16 protein-coding genes and 1 tRNA gene are annotated in these 13,728 nt (G+C 29.8%); 13 read left to right on the plus strand and 4 right to left on the minus strand.

Going from position 1 to position 13,728, the window contains the following annotated elements:
- Positions 1-126: 126 nt before the first annotated feature.
- Positions 127-327 carry a molybdenum cofactor biosynthesis protein gene (locus tag L8U37_RS04595; RefSeq protein WP_133318915.1) on the minus strand — a complete coding sequence of 67 codons (201 nt, stop codon included), beginning with the start codon at positions 325-327 and terminating at the stop codon, positions 127-129.
- A gap of 93 nt (positions 328-420) precedes the next feature.
- Here L8U37_RS04595 and L8U37_RS04600 point away from each other — a divergent pair, with 93 nt between their 5' ends.
- Both L8U37_RS04600 and L8U37_RS04605 read left to right on the plus strand, forming a co-directional pair.
- Complete coding sequence (locus tag L8U37_RS04600; RefSeq protein ID WP_263728707.1) at positions 421-1,104, plus strand: aspartate/glutamate racemase family protein; 684 nt, start codon at positions 421-423, stop codon at positions 1,102-1,104.
- Positions 1,104-2,171 (plus strand): tyrosine-type recombinase/integrase, encoded by a 1,068-nt coding sequence (locus L8U37_RS04605; protein WP_220566363.1) that lies wholly within the window; start codon positions 1,104-1,106, stop codon positions 2,169-2,171. Before L8U37_RS04600 ends, L8U37_RS04605 begins: the two co-directional genes overlap by 1 nt.
- Positions 2,172-2,205: 34 nt before the next feature.
- Here the strand turns inward: L8U37_RS04605 and L8U37_RS04610 are convergent, their stop codons facing one another.
- The gene (locus L8U37_RS04610; RefSeq protein ID WP_263728708.1) at positions 2,206-3,063 is read right to left on the minus strand and encodes a DMT family transporter; all 858 of its coding nucleotides are present in this window, start codon (positions 3,061-3,063) and stop codon (positions 2,206-2,208) included.
- Positions 3,064-3,147: 84 nt separating this feature from the next.
- Between L8U37_RS04610 and murA the strand changes: the two genes are divergently transcribed.
- Positions 3,148-4,404 (plus strand): UDP-N-acetylglucosamine 1-carboxyvinyltransferase, encoded by a 1,257-nt coding sequence (gene murA / locus L8U37_RS04615; RefSeq protein WP_263728709.1) that lies wholly within the window; start codon positions 3,148-3,150, stop codon positions 4,402-4,404.
- Positions 4,401-5,561: a molybdopterin molybdotransferase MoeA gene (locus tag L8U37_RS04620; protein ID WP_263661345.1), complete on the plus strand. Its 1,161-nt coding sequence runs from the start codon at positions 4,401-4,403 to the stop codon at positions 5,559-5,561. Before murA ends, L8U37_RS04620 begins: the two co-directional genes overlap by 4 nt.
- 30 nt (positions 5,562-5,591) lie before the next feature.
- Here L8U37_RS04620 and L8U37_RS04625 read toward each other — a convergent pair whose 3' ends face one another.
- Positions 5,592-5,888 carry a hypothetical protein gene (locus tag L8U37_RS04625; RefSeq protein WP_263728710.1) on the minus strand — a complete coding sequence of 99 codons (297 nt, stop codon included), beginning with the start codon at positions 5,886-5,888 and terminating at the stop codon, positions 5,592-5,594.
- A gap of 108 nt (positions 5,889-5,996) precedes the next feature.
- Between L8U37_RS04625 and L8U37_RS04630 the strand changes: the two genes are divergently transcribed.
- The 9 genes from L8U37_RS04630 (at position 5,997) to L8U37_RS04670 (ending at position 13,113) form a co-directional block, all read left to right on the plus strand.
- Positions 5,997-6,071: transfer RNA gene (locus tag L8U37_RS04630), tRNA-Gly, on the plus strand.
- A gap of 72 nt (positions 6,072-6,143) precedes the next feature.
- Positions 6,144-6,812, plus strand: a complete 669-nt coding sequence (flgA, locus tag L8U37_RS04635; protein ID WP_263728711.1) for a flagellar basal body P-ring formation chaperone FlgA — start codon at positions 6,144-6,146, stop codon at positions 6,810-6,812.
- A complete protein-coding gene (locus L8U37_RS04640; RefSeq protein ID WP_263661346.1) occupies positions 6,809-7,387 on the plus strand; it encodes a UbiX family flavin prenyltransferase in 579 nt (192 codons plus the stop codon). Before flgA ends, L8U37_RS04640 begins: the two co-directional genes overlap by 4 nt.
- Entirely contained in the window at positions 7,387-7,866 is a 480-nt protein-coding gene (gene coaD / locus L8U37_RS04645) for a pantetheine-phosphate adenylyltransferase (RefSeq protein ID WP_263661347.1), read from the plus strand. Before L8U37_RS04640 ends, coaD begins: the two co-directional genes overlap by 1 nt.
- Positions 7,857-8,441 carry a dTMP kinase gene (gene tmk, locus L8U37_RS04650; protein ID WP_263661348.1) on the plus strand — a complete coding sequence of 195 codons (585 nt, stop codon included), beginning with the start codon at positions 7,857-7,859 and terminating at the stop codon, positions 8,439-8,441. Before coaD ends, tmk begins: the two co-directional genes overlap by 10 nt.
- Complete coding sequence (hisS, locus tag L8U37_RS04655) at positions 8,434-9,660, plus strand: histidine--tRNA ligase (protein ID WP_263728712.1); 1,227 nt, start codon at positions 8,434-8,436, stop codon at positions 9,658-9,660. The genes tmk and hisS overlap by 8 nt, the downstream gene beginning before the upstream one ends.
- Entirely contained in the window at positions 9,657-11,486 is a 1,830-nt protein-coding gene (gene speA, locus L8U37_RS04660) for a biosynthetic arginine decarboxylase (RefSeq protein ID WP_263659697.1), read from the plus strand. The genes hisS and speA overlap by 4 nt, the downstream gene beginning before the upstream one ends.
- Positions 11,483-12,085, plus strand: coding sequence for a serine O-acetyltransferase (cysE, locus tag L8U37_RS04665; protein ID WP_133318905.1), 603 nt, complete (start codon positions 11,483-11,485; stop codon positions 12,083-12,085). The genes speA and cysE overlap by 4 nt, the downstream gene beginning before the upstream one ends.
- Positions 12,082-13,113 carry a UDP-N-acetylglucosamine--N-acetylmuramyl-(pentapeptide) pyrophosphoryl-undecaprenol N-acetylglucosamine transferase gene (locus L8U37_RS04670; RefSeq protein ID WP_263728713.1) on the plus strand — a complete coding sequence of 344 codons (1,032 nt, stop codon included), beginning with the start codon at positions 12,082-12,084 and terminating at the stop codon, positions 13,111-13,113. The genes cysE and L8U37_RS04670 overlap by 4 nt, the downstream gene beginning before the upstream one ends.
- Here the strand turns inward: L8U37_RS04670 and L8U37_RS04675 are convergent.
- Positions 13,106-13,723, minus strand: coding sequence for a YggS family pyridoxal phosphate-dependent enzyme (locus L8U37_RS04675; protein WP_263728714.1), 618 nt, complete (start codon positions 13,721-13,723; stop codon positions 13,106-13,108). The genes L8U37_RS04670 and L8U37_RS04675 overlap by 8 nt on opposite strands.
- Between the last annotated feature and the right edge of the window lie 5 nt (positions 13,724-13,728).

Consider the following 13,728-nt stretch of genomic DNA (forward strand, 5'->3'; position numbering starts at 1 on the left):
TTTATCATATAATTTTACATATATATTAAGTTTAAGTTAAAATATTTTTATAGACTAAAAAAAGTTAAAATGATGAGTAAAAAAAGAAATTAATACAAAAGTTTAACTTGTGTGGAGTTTTTGATTTTATTTGGATTTTTGAATCAATCTTGAAAGTTGTTTTGCTAAAAGTTTAGCACTATTTTCATTTTTGCTAAGTTTTTTCATATTTTCTCTAAATTCGTAAAGTCTTTTTTCTTGTGCAAAGTCATTATTTAAAGTATTATCTTGTTTTGAAATATTGTTTTGTTTTACTTGCTTTTGCGCGGTTTTTTTCTTAAAAAACATATCATCACCCTATTTTGTTTTTATAATTATAGCTTGATATTTTTTAAGTAAGATTTTTTTATAATTTTTATATTAATTTTAAAAGGAAAAAAATTGAAAACCATAGGTTTAATAGGCGGAATGAGTTATGAAAGCACACTTAGTTATTATGAAATTATCAATAAATTAACAAATGAAAAATTAGGAAAATTACATAGTGCCAAGATAGTTTTAACTAGCGTTGATTTTGAAGAAATAGAAGAATGTCAACGAAAGAATGATTGGCAAAAAGCAAGTGAAATTTTAACCCAACATGCCCTACTTTTGCAAAAAAGTGGAGTTGATTTTATATTAATTTGCACTAATACTATGCATAAATGTTATGAAAATATACAAAAAAACATTCAAATTCCTATCTTACATATAGCCAAAGCTATGCTTTTAGAACTTCAAGAGCAAAATATCGATAAAGTATTGTTATTGGGGACAAAATACACTATGCAAGAAGATTTTTATAAACAACTTTTAATTGATTCAAAGATTGAAGTTTTTATTCCCAAAAATGATGATATTTTAAAGCTTAATGACATTATTTTTAATGAACTTTGCAAAGGTATTATAAATGAAAAATCAAAAAGATATTTATGTGATTTGATTGCTCAATTTCCGGAGATTCAAGGAGTGATTTTGGGTTGTACTGAACTTGGTTTGATTATAAAAGAAAGCTCTAAAAAGCTATTTGATAGTGCTTATATCCATGCAAAAATGGCTACTTTGAAAGCTTTGGAGAATGAGTGATGAAATATCCTCTAGATTGTGAAGAAAATTTTGAAAAGTCATTTTTATTTTGGCTTTGTAGATATGTGAAATTTAAACTAAATTCTTTATCAAATAAAGAATTAAAAGACCCCCAAGCCTTGGCTGTAGTAAATTTAGCCTTAAGTAAGGGTGTTAAAAATATACAAGAGCTTGATGCTTATGTAAAAAAAGCAAGAAATGCAGGACTTAGCGGTGTAAATACATATTTTAATCCTTTGAAAAAACTTTATGAGTATTTGTTATTTTATAAGCTTTATTCGCTAAAACAAATCGATGAAGAGCTTTTAGTAGAAATTTTAGCAAGTATTAGTGCTTCTTTGTCTGATGCGAGTAAGAAAAACTACCGCATAGCTGTGATTAATTTTTTTGCATTTTTAGATAAACAAAATGAAGAAGATCAAAAGGCACACATTTTTGATATTAATCTTAAAAATTGGGCAGGTGTAAGTGGTTCTAAGGGAGTTAAGCTACCTGAGTATATGAGTGAAGATGAAGTGAGTAAATTTTTAGATGCTATTGACAATACAGATTTTAAAAGTAATACCATACGCAATCGCTTGATTATTAAAATCATCATTTTTACAGGAATTAGGGTTAGTGAAGCTATTAATATAAAATTAAAAGATATTAGTGAAGAAAATGATCTTTATATTATACGCATTAGAGCTAAAGGTAATAAATACCGCGTTGTGATGATTAAAAAAGAGCTTATAGAACATCTTTTAAAAGATGTAAAGGTAAATTATCTTTCTTATGATGGACTTTTATTTGTTAATCGCAATGGCAAAGCCCTAACCCAAGCTTATGTTTCGCGTATAGTAGAACAAATTTTATTTAAAGCAGGAATTCGCAAGCAAAAAAATGGAGCCCATATGCTAAGACATACCTTTGCTACCCTGCTTTATAAAAAACAAAAAGATTTAGTTTTAGTCCAAGAAGCACTAGGGCATGCGAGTTTAAATACTTCAAGAATTTATACGCACTTTGATAATGAAAAGCTAAAATTAGCTGCAGAGGTAGCCAAAAAACTTCACGATAGAACCTAGATAGTTTTATCTAGTATTTTTTAATCACTTATTCTTAGTGTTTTTTGGCATTTAAAAACACACTAAGAATGATCAAAGCAAAAGCAAAAAGATCAATCACGCTATAAATAGTTCCTAAAAATAAAAAACTCATAAAAGCAGCAGCCACAGGTTCTATACAAGCTATCATACTAGCTTTAAAAGCTCCTATTAATTCAACTCCTTTTAAATATAAACAAAAAGCCCCTATTGTGCCTATAAATACAATCGCGCTCATAGCCAAAAAGGAATTTAAAGAAAAATCATGTTTTGGGATATTTCCTTGTAACAATACAAAAAGCAAAAAAGAAGCAAATAAACTAGCTAAACCCATGATTAAAAATAAGCCATATTTTGCTATGATAAGCCTAGCACTCAAAGAATAAAACGCTACTCCAAGAGCTCCAAAAAAAGCCCAAATAACACCTCTTATATCAAGTTTTAATGTATTAATATCCCCATTTGTTATAAGTAAAAATAAGGCAAAAAGTATTAAAAACAAAGCGATTAGCTCTATTTTTTTAGGAAAAATTTTATTTTTAAAACACATAAAAAGCATTATGATTAATGGTGCGTTGTATTGTATCATTGTGGCAGTTCCTGCATCGGTATAATAAATAGCTTTAAAATAACCATATTGAGTTATCAATAAACCAAAGATAGAAAAAATTAAAAGAGAGCTAAGTTCTTGTTTTTGCTTTAGTAGTTTTAGTTTGAAATTTTTTACACCCAAAATTATTAAAATAACGCCGGTAAAAAGCAAACGATAAAAACTTACCCATTCAGCAGAATAATGATTTTTAAACAAATACTCAGCCAAAACCCCACTTATGGCCCAAAATATCCCACCAAGTATGACTAGAAAAACTCCCAAAAAACACCTTTAATCTTATTAATTTATATAATATTTGTAGTAAAATATTATTATATCATTATGTATATATTTTAAGGAAAATTAATGACTTATTTAGAGATTGATGGTGTTGAAAAGTTAAATGGAGAAGTGATAATAAGTGGTGCAAAAAATGCAGCACTTCCTTTGATAGCTTCAAGTATTTTAGCTAAAAATGAAGTGCAAATTTCAAATTTACCAAATGTAGCAGATATTTGTACCCTACTTTCTTTACTTGAAAATTTAGGGGCAAATTATACTTTTAAAGACAATTTTGCAAAAATAAATACAAAACACTTAAATAAAACCATAGCAAAATACGACATCGTGCGTAAAATGCGTGCCTCTATACTTACCTTAGGGCCTTTACTAGCTAGATTTGGAAATTGTGAGGTTTCTTTACCAGGAGGTTGTGCTATAGGCCAACGCCCTATTGATTTACACCTTTTAGCTTTAGAAAAAATGGGAGCTAATATTGAGATTAAGCAAGGTTATGTGGTAGCTAGTGGAGAGCTTAGAGGCGCTGATGTGATGTTTGATAAAATCACTGTTACAGGCAGTGAAAATATCATCATGGCAGCAGCTCTAGCTCATGGTAAAACTAGACTTTTAAATGTTGCTAAAGAGCCTGAAGTGGTGCAACTTTGTGAGGTTTTAGCTAGGGCTGAGCTTGATATACAAGGCATAGGATCTTCTGAGCTTGAAATTTATGGTACAAGTGGAGAGCTTTTAGAATTTAAACCTTTTGAAATCATTCCTGATCGTATTGAAGCAGGAACTTATTTGTGTGCAGGAGCTATCACTAACTCAAAAATCACTCTAAAAAAAGTCAATGCAAGCCATCTTAGCGCAGTTTTGGCAAAGCTAGAGCAAATGGGTTTTAGCTTTGATATTAATGAAGATAGTATTAGTATAAATCCTGCTAAAGAAATCAAACCGGTTGAAATTTTAACTAGCGAATACCCAGGCTTTCCAACGGATATGCAAGCACAATTTATGGCTTTAGCTTTAAAAGCAAATGGTACAAGTATTATTGATGAAAGATTATTTGAAAATCGTTTTATGCATGTAAGTGAGCTTTTAAGAATGGGAGCTGATATAAGATTAAACGGGCATATTGCTACTATAAATGGTACTAAAGAGCTTTTGGGAGCTGATGTTATGGCTACTGATTTGCGTGCATCTTCTGCTTTGATTTTAGCGGCTTTAGCAGCTAAAGGCACAAGTAAAATTCATAGAATTTATCATCTTGATAGAGGGTATGAAAATTTAGAAGAAAAATTTAAAAAACTAGGTGCAAGTATAAGAAGGCTTGAAGAATGAGAGATATTTTTGCAACTTTAGATTTTTTAAAAGAACAAATCAAAGCAAAAAATGAATTTCAAAAAGTAAATTTGACACAAGCTTTGGGGTGTATTTTATATGAAGATGTTTTTGTGAAAAAAAACCTACCCGCTTTTGATAATTCTGCCCTAGATGGTTATGCACTAAATTATACACATAAGAATGAATTGCTAGAAATTAAAGGAAGTATTTTAGCAGGCGATAAAAATGATTATATTATAGAAAAAAATGAATGCTATAAAATCATGACAGGAGCTAAAATTCCTCAAAATGCAAATACTATTTTAATGCTTGAAGAAGCTTCGCTTGAAGATGAAAAGCTCAATGCTAAAAATGCTAAAGAAAACAATGCCATCCGCTTTAAAGGCGAGGAAGCAAAGCTTGGAGAATTTTTGTTTAAAAAGGGGCAAAAAATCACTTCAGGCATGGTAGCTATGCTCGCTGCTCAAGGAATTTATGAGTTAAATGTCGTTAAAAAATTGCGTGTTGGGATTTTTTCAAGTGGAGATGAGCTTGTAGAACCTTGGGAAAATGCTGATGAATACAGCATATATAATGCAAATGCTTTTGGAATTTATGCTATTTTGCAAGATTATGCTGATATTGAGTATTTAGGACTTATAAAAGATGATTTAAATACATATAAAAAGCTTTTAGAAAATAAAGAATTTGATATGCTTATAAGCAGTGGTGGAGCTAGCGTGGGTGAGGCTGATTTTATCAAACAAGCTTTGCTTGAGTGTGATTTTAGCCCTATTTTTGAAAAAGTAAATGCTAAACTTTGTAAGCATGTAAAACTTTTTAACAAAATCGATATGCTTTTTCTAGCCCTACCAGGAAATCCTTTAGCCTCTTTAGTTTCAACGCATATTTTTGCAAAAAATATACTCAATTTACTTTATGGTAAAGAACTTTTGGAATTTGATAAAGCAAGATTGACTAAAGATTTAAATTTCAAAGGTCAAAGAAATGATTTTGCTTTTGGAAAATTAGTCGATGGATATTTTAAACCAAGTGAAGCTAAATTTGGCTCAGGTATGCTAAAACCTTTATGTGAAAACACGCATATTTTAATCACGCAAATTGATGATACAAAATTAGTAAAAGATCAAGAAGTTAAAGTTTTAAAAATTTAATAGGGTATTGCACTACCCTATTTTGAATGATTAACTTCTTGCTTTATCTAAAGTTTTAAAAAGATTGTTTAAGATATTTTCTTCATTTTTTTGGTATTTGCTTTGGTGTAATTTCTCCCAAGCATATACGCTATAATCTTTAGAAATCGAACCTATATTTAAATCTGTATTACTAAAAGCATTGTTGCTATCTTTTTTATACTCTTTTTCCTCTTTGTCTTTAAGTGCATTAAGTGTAGCTTGAAATTCATCTGAAGATGTGTTTTTTTCTTTGATTTTTGTCATATTGTTTAAGGCTAGCGGACTATTTTTATCATTTACTTGCATGAGTTGCTCCTTTTAAAATTTAATAATCACAAGCAAAAAACATTCCTTAATTTTAAAAACTTGACAATAAAATAAAGTTTTGATAAAATCACACTTTACTTTCAAAATGCGGGAATAGCTCAGGGGTAGAGCACAACCTTGCCAAGGTTGGGGTCGCGAGTTCGAATCTCGTTTCCCGCTCCACTTCTTTTAACCAAAATCAAACTTTTTTGATGTATTATATAATTAATATATTTTATATAAGAGGTTGCTGTATTGTTTTTTAAACAAATCATTCTAGTTTTATTTTTCTATACTTTAAGTTTTGCTTCGAATTTTGATGAAGTAAAATTAGCTTTGATTAAAGAATTTAAAATAAATTATCCGCAGTTAGAAATCATTTCTTTAGATCTTAACACTCAATCTAGTTTGCCTGCTGATTTTAATCAATATATTTTTTTAAAGCTAGGTAATCATAATTTTGATAGAGCCGATGGCTTTATAAAGGCTGAATTTAAAACTCCAGAGCAGTTTAAAAAAAATATATTTTTTAAGTATTTTTTAAAGGCAAAATTAGAAGTTTTACAAACCACGCGTCCTATTGCGCGTAATGAAAATTTAAGTCCTGCTAGTTTTAAAATTTTAAAAATTCCTTTTGATAAAGCTCCCCAAGGTGTATTAAAAAAAGATGAAATCGCAAATTTAATAGCCAAAAGCAATATAAGAGAAAATATGATTTTAAAATATAATATGTTTAAAACCAAAACCCTTATACAAAGAAATGATTCTGTTTATGGTATTATCAAAGATGGGGATTTAAGCATGATGATAGAATTAAAAGCCTTGCAAAGTGGGAATTTAAACCAAAGAATTCGCCTTAAAAATAAAGATGGAAAAGTCGTGCATGGTAAAGTTATTAGTAAAAATTATGTGGAGCTAAAATGAGAAAAATTTTAGTAGGTATTAGCGGAGCTAGTTCTTGCGAGCTTGGCTTTTTATTATTAAAACATTTAAAAGAAAAAGGACAAATTTATGCTATTGTGAGTAAAAATGCAAAAATAAGCTTTATAAAAGAAAATTCCCTTTTGCAAAATATAGACTTTTTGCAACACATAAAAGATAAATTTGAGCTTGAGCATGTAAATTTTTTAGATAATGAAGACATTAGTCAATGCGTAGCAAGCGGATCTTTTGGCATAGAAACGACTTTTATCACACCTTGCTCGATTAATACTTTAGCAAAAATTGCTTGCGGTATAAATGATACTTTACTTACAAGAGCTGCAGGAGTGGCTTTAAAAGAACGCAAAAAGCTCATACTTGGAGTAAGAGAAATGCCCTATTCTACTTTAAATTTAGAACAAATGGCTAAACTTTCTAGCTATGGAGTTATCATCTCTCCTCCTGTAATGGCAAGTTATGCTAAGATTGATAATTTAGAAAAATTATATGAATTTATCATAGGAAAATGGCTTGATTTAGCAAATATTGAGCATAATTTATACCAAAGGTGGCAGTGATGGCTAGTTGTATATACCCAGGAACATTTGATCCTATCACTAATGGACATTTAGATGTGATCATTCGAGCTAGCAAGATGTTTGAAGAGGTGGTAGTTGCTATAGCTAAAAGTGAAAGTAAAAAGCCTATGTTTAGCTTGGAACATAGAGAAAAAATGGTAAAAATTGCTACAAAAGACTTAAAAAATGTTAAAATTACAACTTTTGATAACTTACTAGTAGATCTTGCTAAAAATTTGCAAATAAATATCATTATAAGAGGCTTAAGAGCGGTGAGTGATTTTGAGTATGAATTACAACTTGGCTATGCAAATCACATGCTTTGGGAAGATTTTGAAACTATATATCTTATGCCAAATTTAAAAAATTCTTTTATTTCAAGCTCCATAGTAAGATCAATTTGTGCTCATAATGGTGATGTGAGCAAGCTTGTGCCAAAAGAAATTATACCTTTATTAAAGGAGAGAGATTGTATATAGCTTTTGAAGGGGTTGATTGTGTGGGTAAAAGCACACAGATAGAACTTTTAAAAAAATATTTTCATAATGCATTTTTTACTAAAGAACCAGGTGGAAGTGAACTTGGAGTGCATTTGAGAAAAATTTTATTAGAAAGTAAAATGCAATTTTCTAAAAAGGCTGAACTTTTGCTTTTTTTAGCAGATAGAGCAAATTTAATCGACATGCATTTAGCGCAAAATAAAAACAAACTTATCATTTCAGATCGTAGTTTTATTTCTAATATGGCTTATGCAAGATGTGATTTTGATCAAAATATTTTATTTGAGTTAAATTCTTTTGCTACAGGTGGACTTTTTCCACAAAAGGTTGTGTTTTTGCATGGTTCTAAAGAGCTTATTGAGCAAAGACTTTTTAAAAAAGATCTAGATAGTATTGAAAAAAGAGGGGTTGAATATTTTTTAAATATACAAAATGCCCTAGAAGAAACTTTAGAGTTTTTAAAAACTAAGATAGATATAAAAATTTTAAAATTAGATGCTTCTTTGAGTATTGAAATTTTACATGAAAAAATTAAGGAATTTATAGATGATTAATGCTTTAAAAGGAATGAAAGATTTACAAGATGATCAAGCTACTCTTTATGAAAAAGTGATAAAAACTTGTGAAGAAGTAGCTAAAAACTATGGTTTTACTTTTATTAATTGTCCGCATTTGGAACTTACTAAGCTTTTTAAAAGAAGTGTTGGAGAAAGCTCTGATATAGTTGGCAAAGAAATGTATGAATTTGTTGATAAAGCAGGCAATGAAGTGTGTTTAAGGCCTGAAGGGACAGCTGGGGTGGTAAGATCATACATAGAAGCTAAAATGGACAAGGCTCAAAGTGTTAAAAGATGGTTTTACCATGGCTCTATGTTTCGCTATGAAAGGCCACAAAAAGGAAGATTGCGTGAATTTCATCAATTTGGAGTAGAAAGCTTTGGCATAGCAAGTGTGTATGAGGATGCGAGCATTATTTTAATGCTAAATGAAATTTTTAAACGCTTAGAAATTCATACAAGCTTGAAAATTAATTCTTTAGGCTGTAAAGAATGTATGGGTGTATATAAAGAAAAACTCATAGATTTTTTAAATTCTAAAGAAGGTTTTTGCGAAGATTGCTTAAGAAGAAAAGACTTAAATCCTATTAGAGTGCTTGATTGCAAAAATGATCATTGTCAAAGTTTAATCGAAAATGCACCAAAACTAAGTGAAAATTTATGCTCATGTTGTAAGAAAGATTATGAAAAATTGCAAAAACTTTTAAAAGAAAATGATGTTGAATTTGAATGTGATGAAAAATTAGTGCGTGGGCTTGATTATTATTCTAAAAGTGCATTTGAGTTTGTTAGCGATGAAATCGGTGCAAAAGCTGCCGTAGCAGGTGGTGGAAGGTATGATAGATTGATTGAATACTTAGATGGTAAAAGTGGTTATGGTGTGGGTTTTGCTATGGGTATAGAAAGGATTATGGCTATTTTAGAGCAAAAACAAAGCATAAAATCAAGAGAAGGAATTTATCTTTGTGCCATGGATGAAGCTTATATAGATACTATTTTTAAATTAGCAAATACTTTAAGAAAAAAACATAAGGTATATTTAAGCTATGAAGCAAAAAAACTTGCAAAGCATTTAAACCAAGCAGATAATGCTAATGCTGAAATCTTTTTGTGTATAGGCGAAGATGAAATGCAAAAAGAAGAGATTTTTTATAAAAATTTAGAAAATAAAGATACTAAAAATATAAAATTAGTAAATTTGGAGAATGAGTTATGATTGATTATGGTATTAATATTTGGGGTGCAAATAATTTTATCATTGAAAATGGCAAAGTATGTGTAAATCATGGTAAAAAACCTGCTATTATAGATATAGTAAATACTTTGCGCGATGATGGTTATAAGGGGCCATTGTTGCTTCGTTTTCCTCATTTAATCCATAAACAAATTGAGCAAATTTATAATAAATTTGCTAAAGCAAAAAAAGAATTTAACTATAAAGGTTCTTTTAACGCTGTATATCCTTTAAAAGTCAATCAATATCCAGGTTTTGTAAAAAATTTAGTTAATCTAGGTAAAGAATACAATTATGGCTTAGAGGCAGGAAGTAAGGCTGAGCTTTTACTAGCTATGGCTTATAATAATGAAGGCGCACCTATAACAGTTAATGGCTTTAAAGATAAAGAACTTATAAATATGGGCTTTATAGCGTGTGAAATGGGTCATAATATCACTTTAACTATGGAAGGACTTAATGAGCTTGAAGCAATGATTGAAATTGCTAAAAATCGTTTTAAGCCAAAGCCAAATATAGGCTTAAGGGTGCGTTTGCATTCAGCTGGAGTAGGAATTTGGGCAAAAAGTGGTGGTATAAATTCAAAATTTGGTTTAACATCCACTGAACTTATTGAAGCGGTAAATCTTTTAAAAGCTAATAAACTTTTAGAGCAATTTACTATGATACATTTTCATTTAGGCTCACAAATTACTGAAATTCATCCTTTGAAAAAAGCTCTAAATGAAGCGGGTAATATCTACACCGAGCTTAGAAAAATGGGGGCAAAAAATTTAAAAGCTATTAATCTTGGTGGAGGTTTAGCGGTAGAATACTCTCAGTTTAAAAACGAAACAAGCAGAAATTACACCTTAAGTGAGTATGCAAACGATGTTGTGTTTATTTTAAAAGGTATTGCAGAACAAAAAAAAGATTTAGAGCCTGATATTTTTATAGAAAGTGGGCGTTTTGTAGCAGCTAATCATGCTGTTTTAGTAGCGCCTGTTTTAGAGCTTTTTTCTCAAGAATACACAGAAAGCAAGCTTTTATTAAAAGATAAAAACCCAAAACTTATTGATGAACTTTATGATTTGTATAAAAACATTAAAGCTTCTAATGCGCTTGAGTATTTACATGATAGCATTGATCATATGGAGAGTATTTTAACCTTGTTTGATTTGGGTTATGTGGATTTACAAGATCGCTCTAATAGTGAAATTTTAGTGCATTTGATTATGAGAAAAGCTATTTCTTTGGTGGGTGATCAAGCTGATTTATCGAGTTTGCAAAATGAAGTGCAAGAAAAATATTTAGTGAATTTTTCAGTATTTCAGTCTTTACCTGATTTTTGGGGTTTAGAGCAAAATTTCCCTATCATGCCACTTGATAGACTCAATAAAAAGCCAACTAGAAGTGCAAGTATATGGGATATAACTTGTGATAGCGATGGGGAAATTTCTTATTCTAAAGATAATCCTTTGTTTTTACATGATATTGATGTAGAAGCTGAAGATTATTTTTTAGGATTTTTCCTAGTGGGAGCTTATCAAGAAGTGCTTGGTATGAAGCATAATCTTTTTACACATCCAACCGAAGCTTGTATAAGTATTAATGAAAAGGGTTTTGAAGTAGAAAGCGTGCTAGAGGCTCAATCTATTTTAGATACCTTAGAAGATCTTGATTATGATGTGCATGCAATTATGGACAATATTAATGAAAAAATTTATGCTTCAAAACTTGTAAATGAAAATCAAAAAAAACATATTTTGGGTGAAATTTATTTATTCTTAAATGATAATGGATATTTAAAAAGCATAGGTTCTAAATGAGTATTTTTAAACTAATCAAAGAAGATTTTTCTATGCCAAAACAAAAAGATCCTGCATATAGATCTTGGGTGGAATTAGTTTTTAACTATCCTGGTGTTTGGGCTGTGGTAAATTATCGTTTTGCACATTTTTTTTATATCAAAAATTATAAACGCATAGCAAGAATGATTAGTGGAATTTCTCAGTTTTTAACAGGAGTTGATTTGCATCCTGGAGCTACGCTAGGTAGAAGGATATTTATAGATCATGCAATAGGTGTGGTAGTAGGTGAAACAGCTATAATTGGTAATGATGTGATTATCTATCAAGGAGTAACCTTAGGTGGTACAAGTTTAGATAAAAATACCAAAAGACATCCTACTATAGAAGATGGTGTGATCATAGGCTCTGGGGCTAAAATTTTAGGTAATATTACCATAGGTAAAAATGCAAAAATAGGTTCAAATGCAGTTGTATTAAAAGATGTTGGGGCAAATTTAACAGCTATTGGTATACCTGCTTATATTAAAGAATTTCAAATAAGCCAAAAAGAGAGAATTCAAAAACTAGAGGAAAGAATTAAATTTTTAGAAGAAAAACTAAATAAAGAGGACAAATGATAGCAATTACAGGTGGAGGCACGGGAGGGCATTTGGCTATAGCTAGATGTTTATTGCAAAGTGCAAGAAAACAAGGCATAGAATGTATTTACATAGGAAGTGAAAATGGCCAAGATAGACTTTGGTTTGAAAATGAAAATGGTTTTTATAAAAAATATTTTCTAAGCTCTCAAGGCGTTGTTAATAAAAAAGGCTTAGCTAAAGTTCAATCATTTTTACATATTTTAAAACTTGCAAGAAAAACAAAACAAATTTTAAAAGAACATAATATTAAAGCAGTTTTTAGTGTGGGTGGATATAGCAGTGCTCCAGGCGCTTTTGGTGCTTTAATGGCAAATACTCCACTTTTAATCCATGAGCAAAATTCAAAAATAGGAAGTTTAAATTCACTTTTAAAGCCTTTTTCTAAAGCTTTTTTTACTGCTTTTGATGATCAAATTAACAAAGCAAATACTTTCTTTTGTCCTTATCCTATCAGCGAGATTTTTTCTCAAAAAGCAAGAGTGAGAAAAGAATTAAAAAATATTATTTTTCTTGGTGGCTCTCAAGGGGCTAAATTTATTAATGACCTTGCTTTAGAAAATGCTTTATACTTTAAAGAAAAAGGTATAAATATCATTCATCAATGTGGTAAGAATGATCATGAAAGATGTAAAAAAGCTTATGAGGATTTAAATGTCAAAGTAGAGCTTTTTGACTTTGATAAAAACATTATGGATAAAATTTTTAAAGCAGATTTAGCTATATCAAGATCAGGCGCAAGTAGTCTTTTTGAGCTTAGTGTAAATTTACTTCCTTGTATTTTTATTCCTTATCCATATGCGGTTAAAAATCATCAATATTTTAATGCTTTGTATTTAAAAGAGCGTAATTTATGTGAAATTTTAACCCAAGAAGAAAAACATCAATTTTTAAATTTAGTAGAAAATTTCTCATTAGAAGAAAAATCTTTAGCCTTGCAAGGATTAAAAAGCGAAAATGGCGCAGATTTTATGATAGAAAAAGCAAAACAAATGGGGTTTATTTAAATAAAATACTCCCCAAACGCACCATATTTGAACCACATTTTATAGCTAGTTCAAAATCCCCACTCATACCCATGGAGCAAATTTTTGCCCCGTGTTTTTGTAAAATTTCATAGATTTTAAAAGTTTGCTCAAAGCTTTCTTGAACTTTTTCCTCATCCATAGAGCCTATACACATAATGCCTGTAAGGTTTAAATTTTTACACTCTTCTTGTATTTGTAAATATTCTTCTATGGCCTTATTTTGCTCTATACCACTTTTAGAACTTTCATTGGCAGTATTAATTTCTAATAAAGTATCTAATTTATAATCAAGTCTTTTATCTACGGCTTTGGCGATTTTTAAGCCATTGCAAGATTGCCAAAGTAATGGGTTTTGTTTGATTAAAAGATTGATTTTGTTACTTTGAAGATTGCCTATAAAATGCCATTTGATTTCTAAATCTTGAAGTTTTTCTTTTTTTAAAGCTAAAGCTTGGACTTGATTTTCTCCAAACTCTACAACACTTTGCTTAAAAAGCTCTCGAATTTGTTCATCTTGAACATACTTGCTAGCTGCTACTAAACGCACATTTTGTTTTATGGTTTTTTCAAAAATACTTTCTAAATTCATCTTTT

Origin of the sequence: Campylobacter sp. RKI_CA19_01122 (assembly GCF_025771325.1) — a bacterium.
GTDB classification, from domain to species: domain Bacteria; phylum Campylobacterota; class Campylobacteria; order Campylobacterales; family Campylobacteraceae; genus Campylobacter_D; species Campylobacter_D lari_D.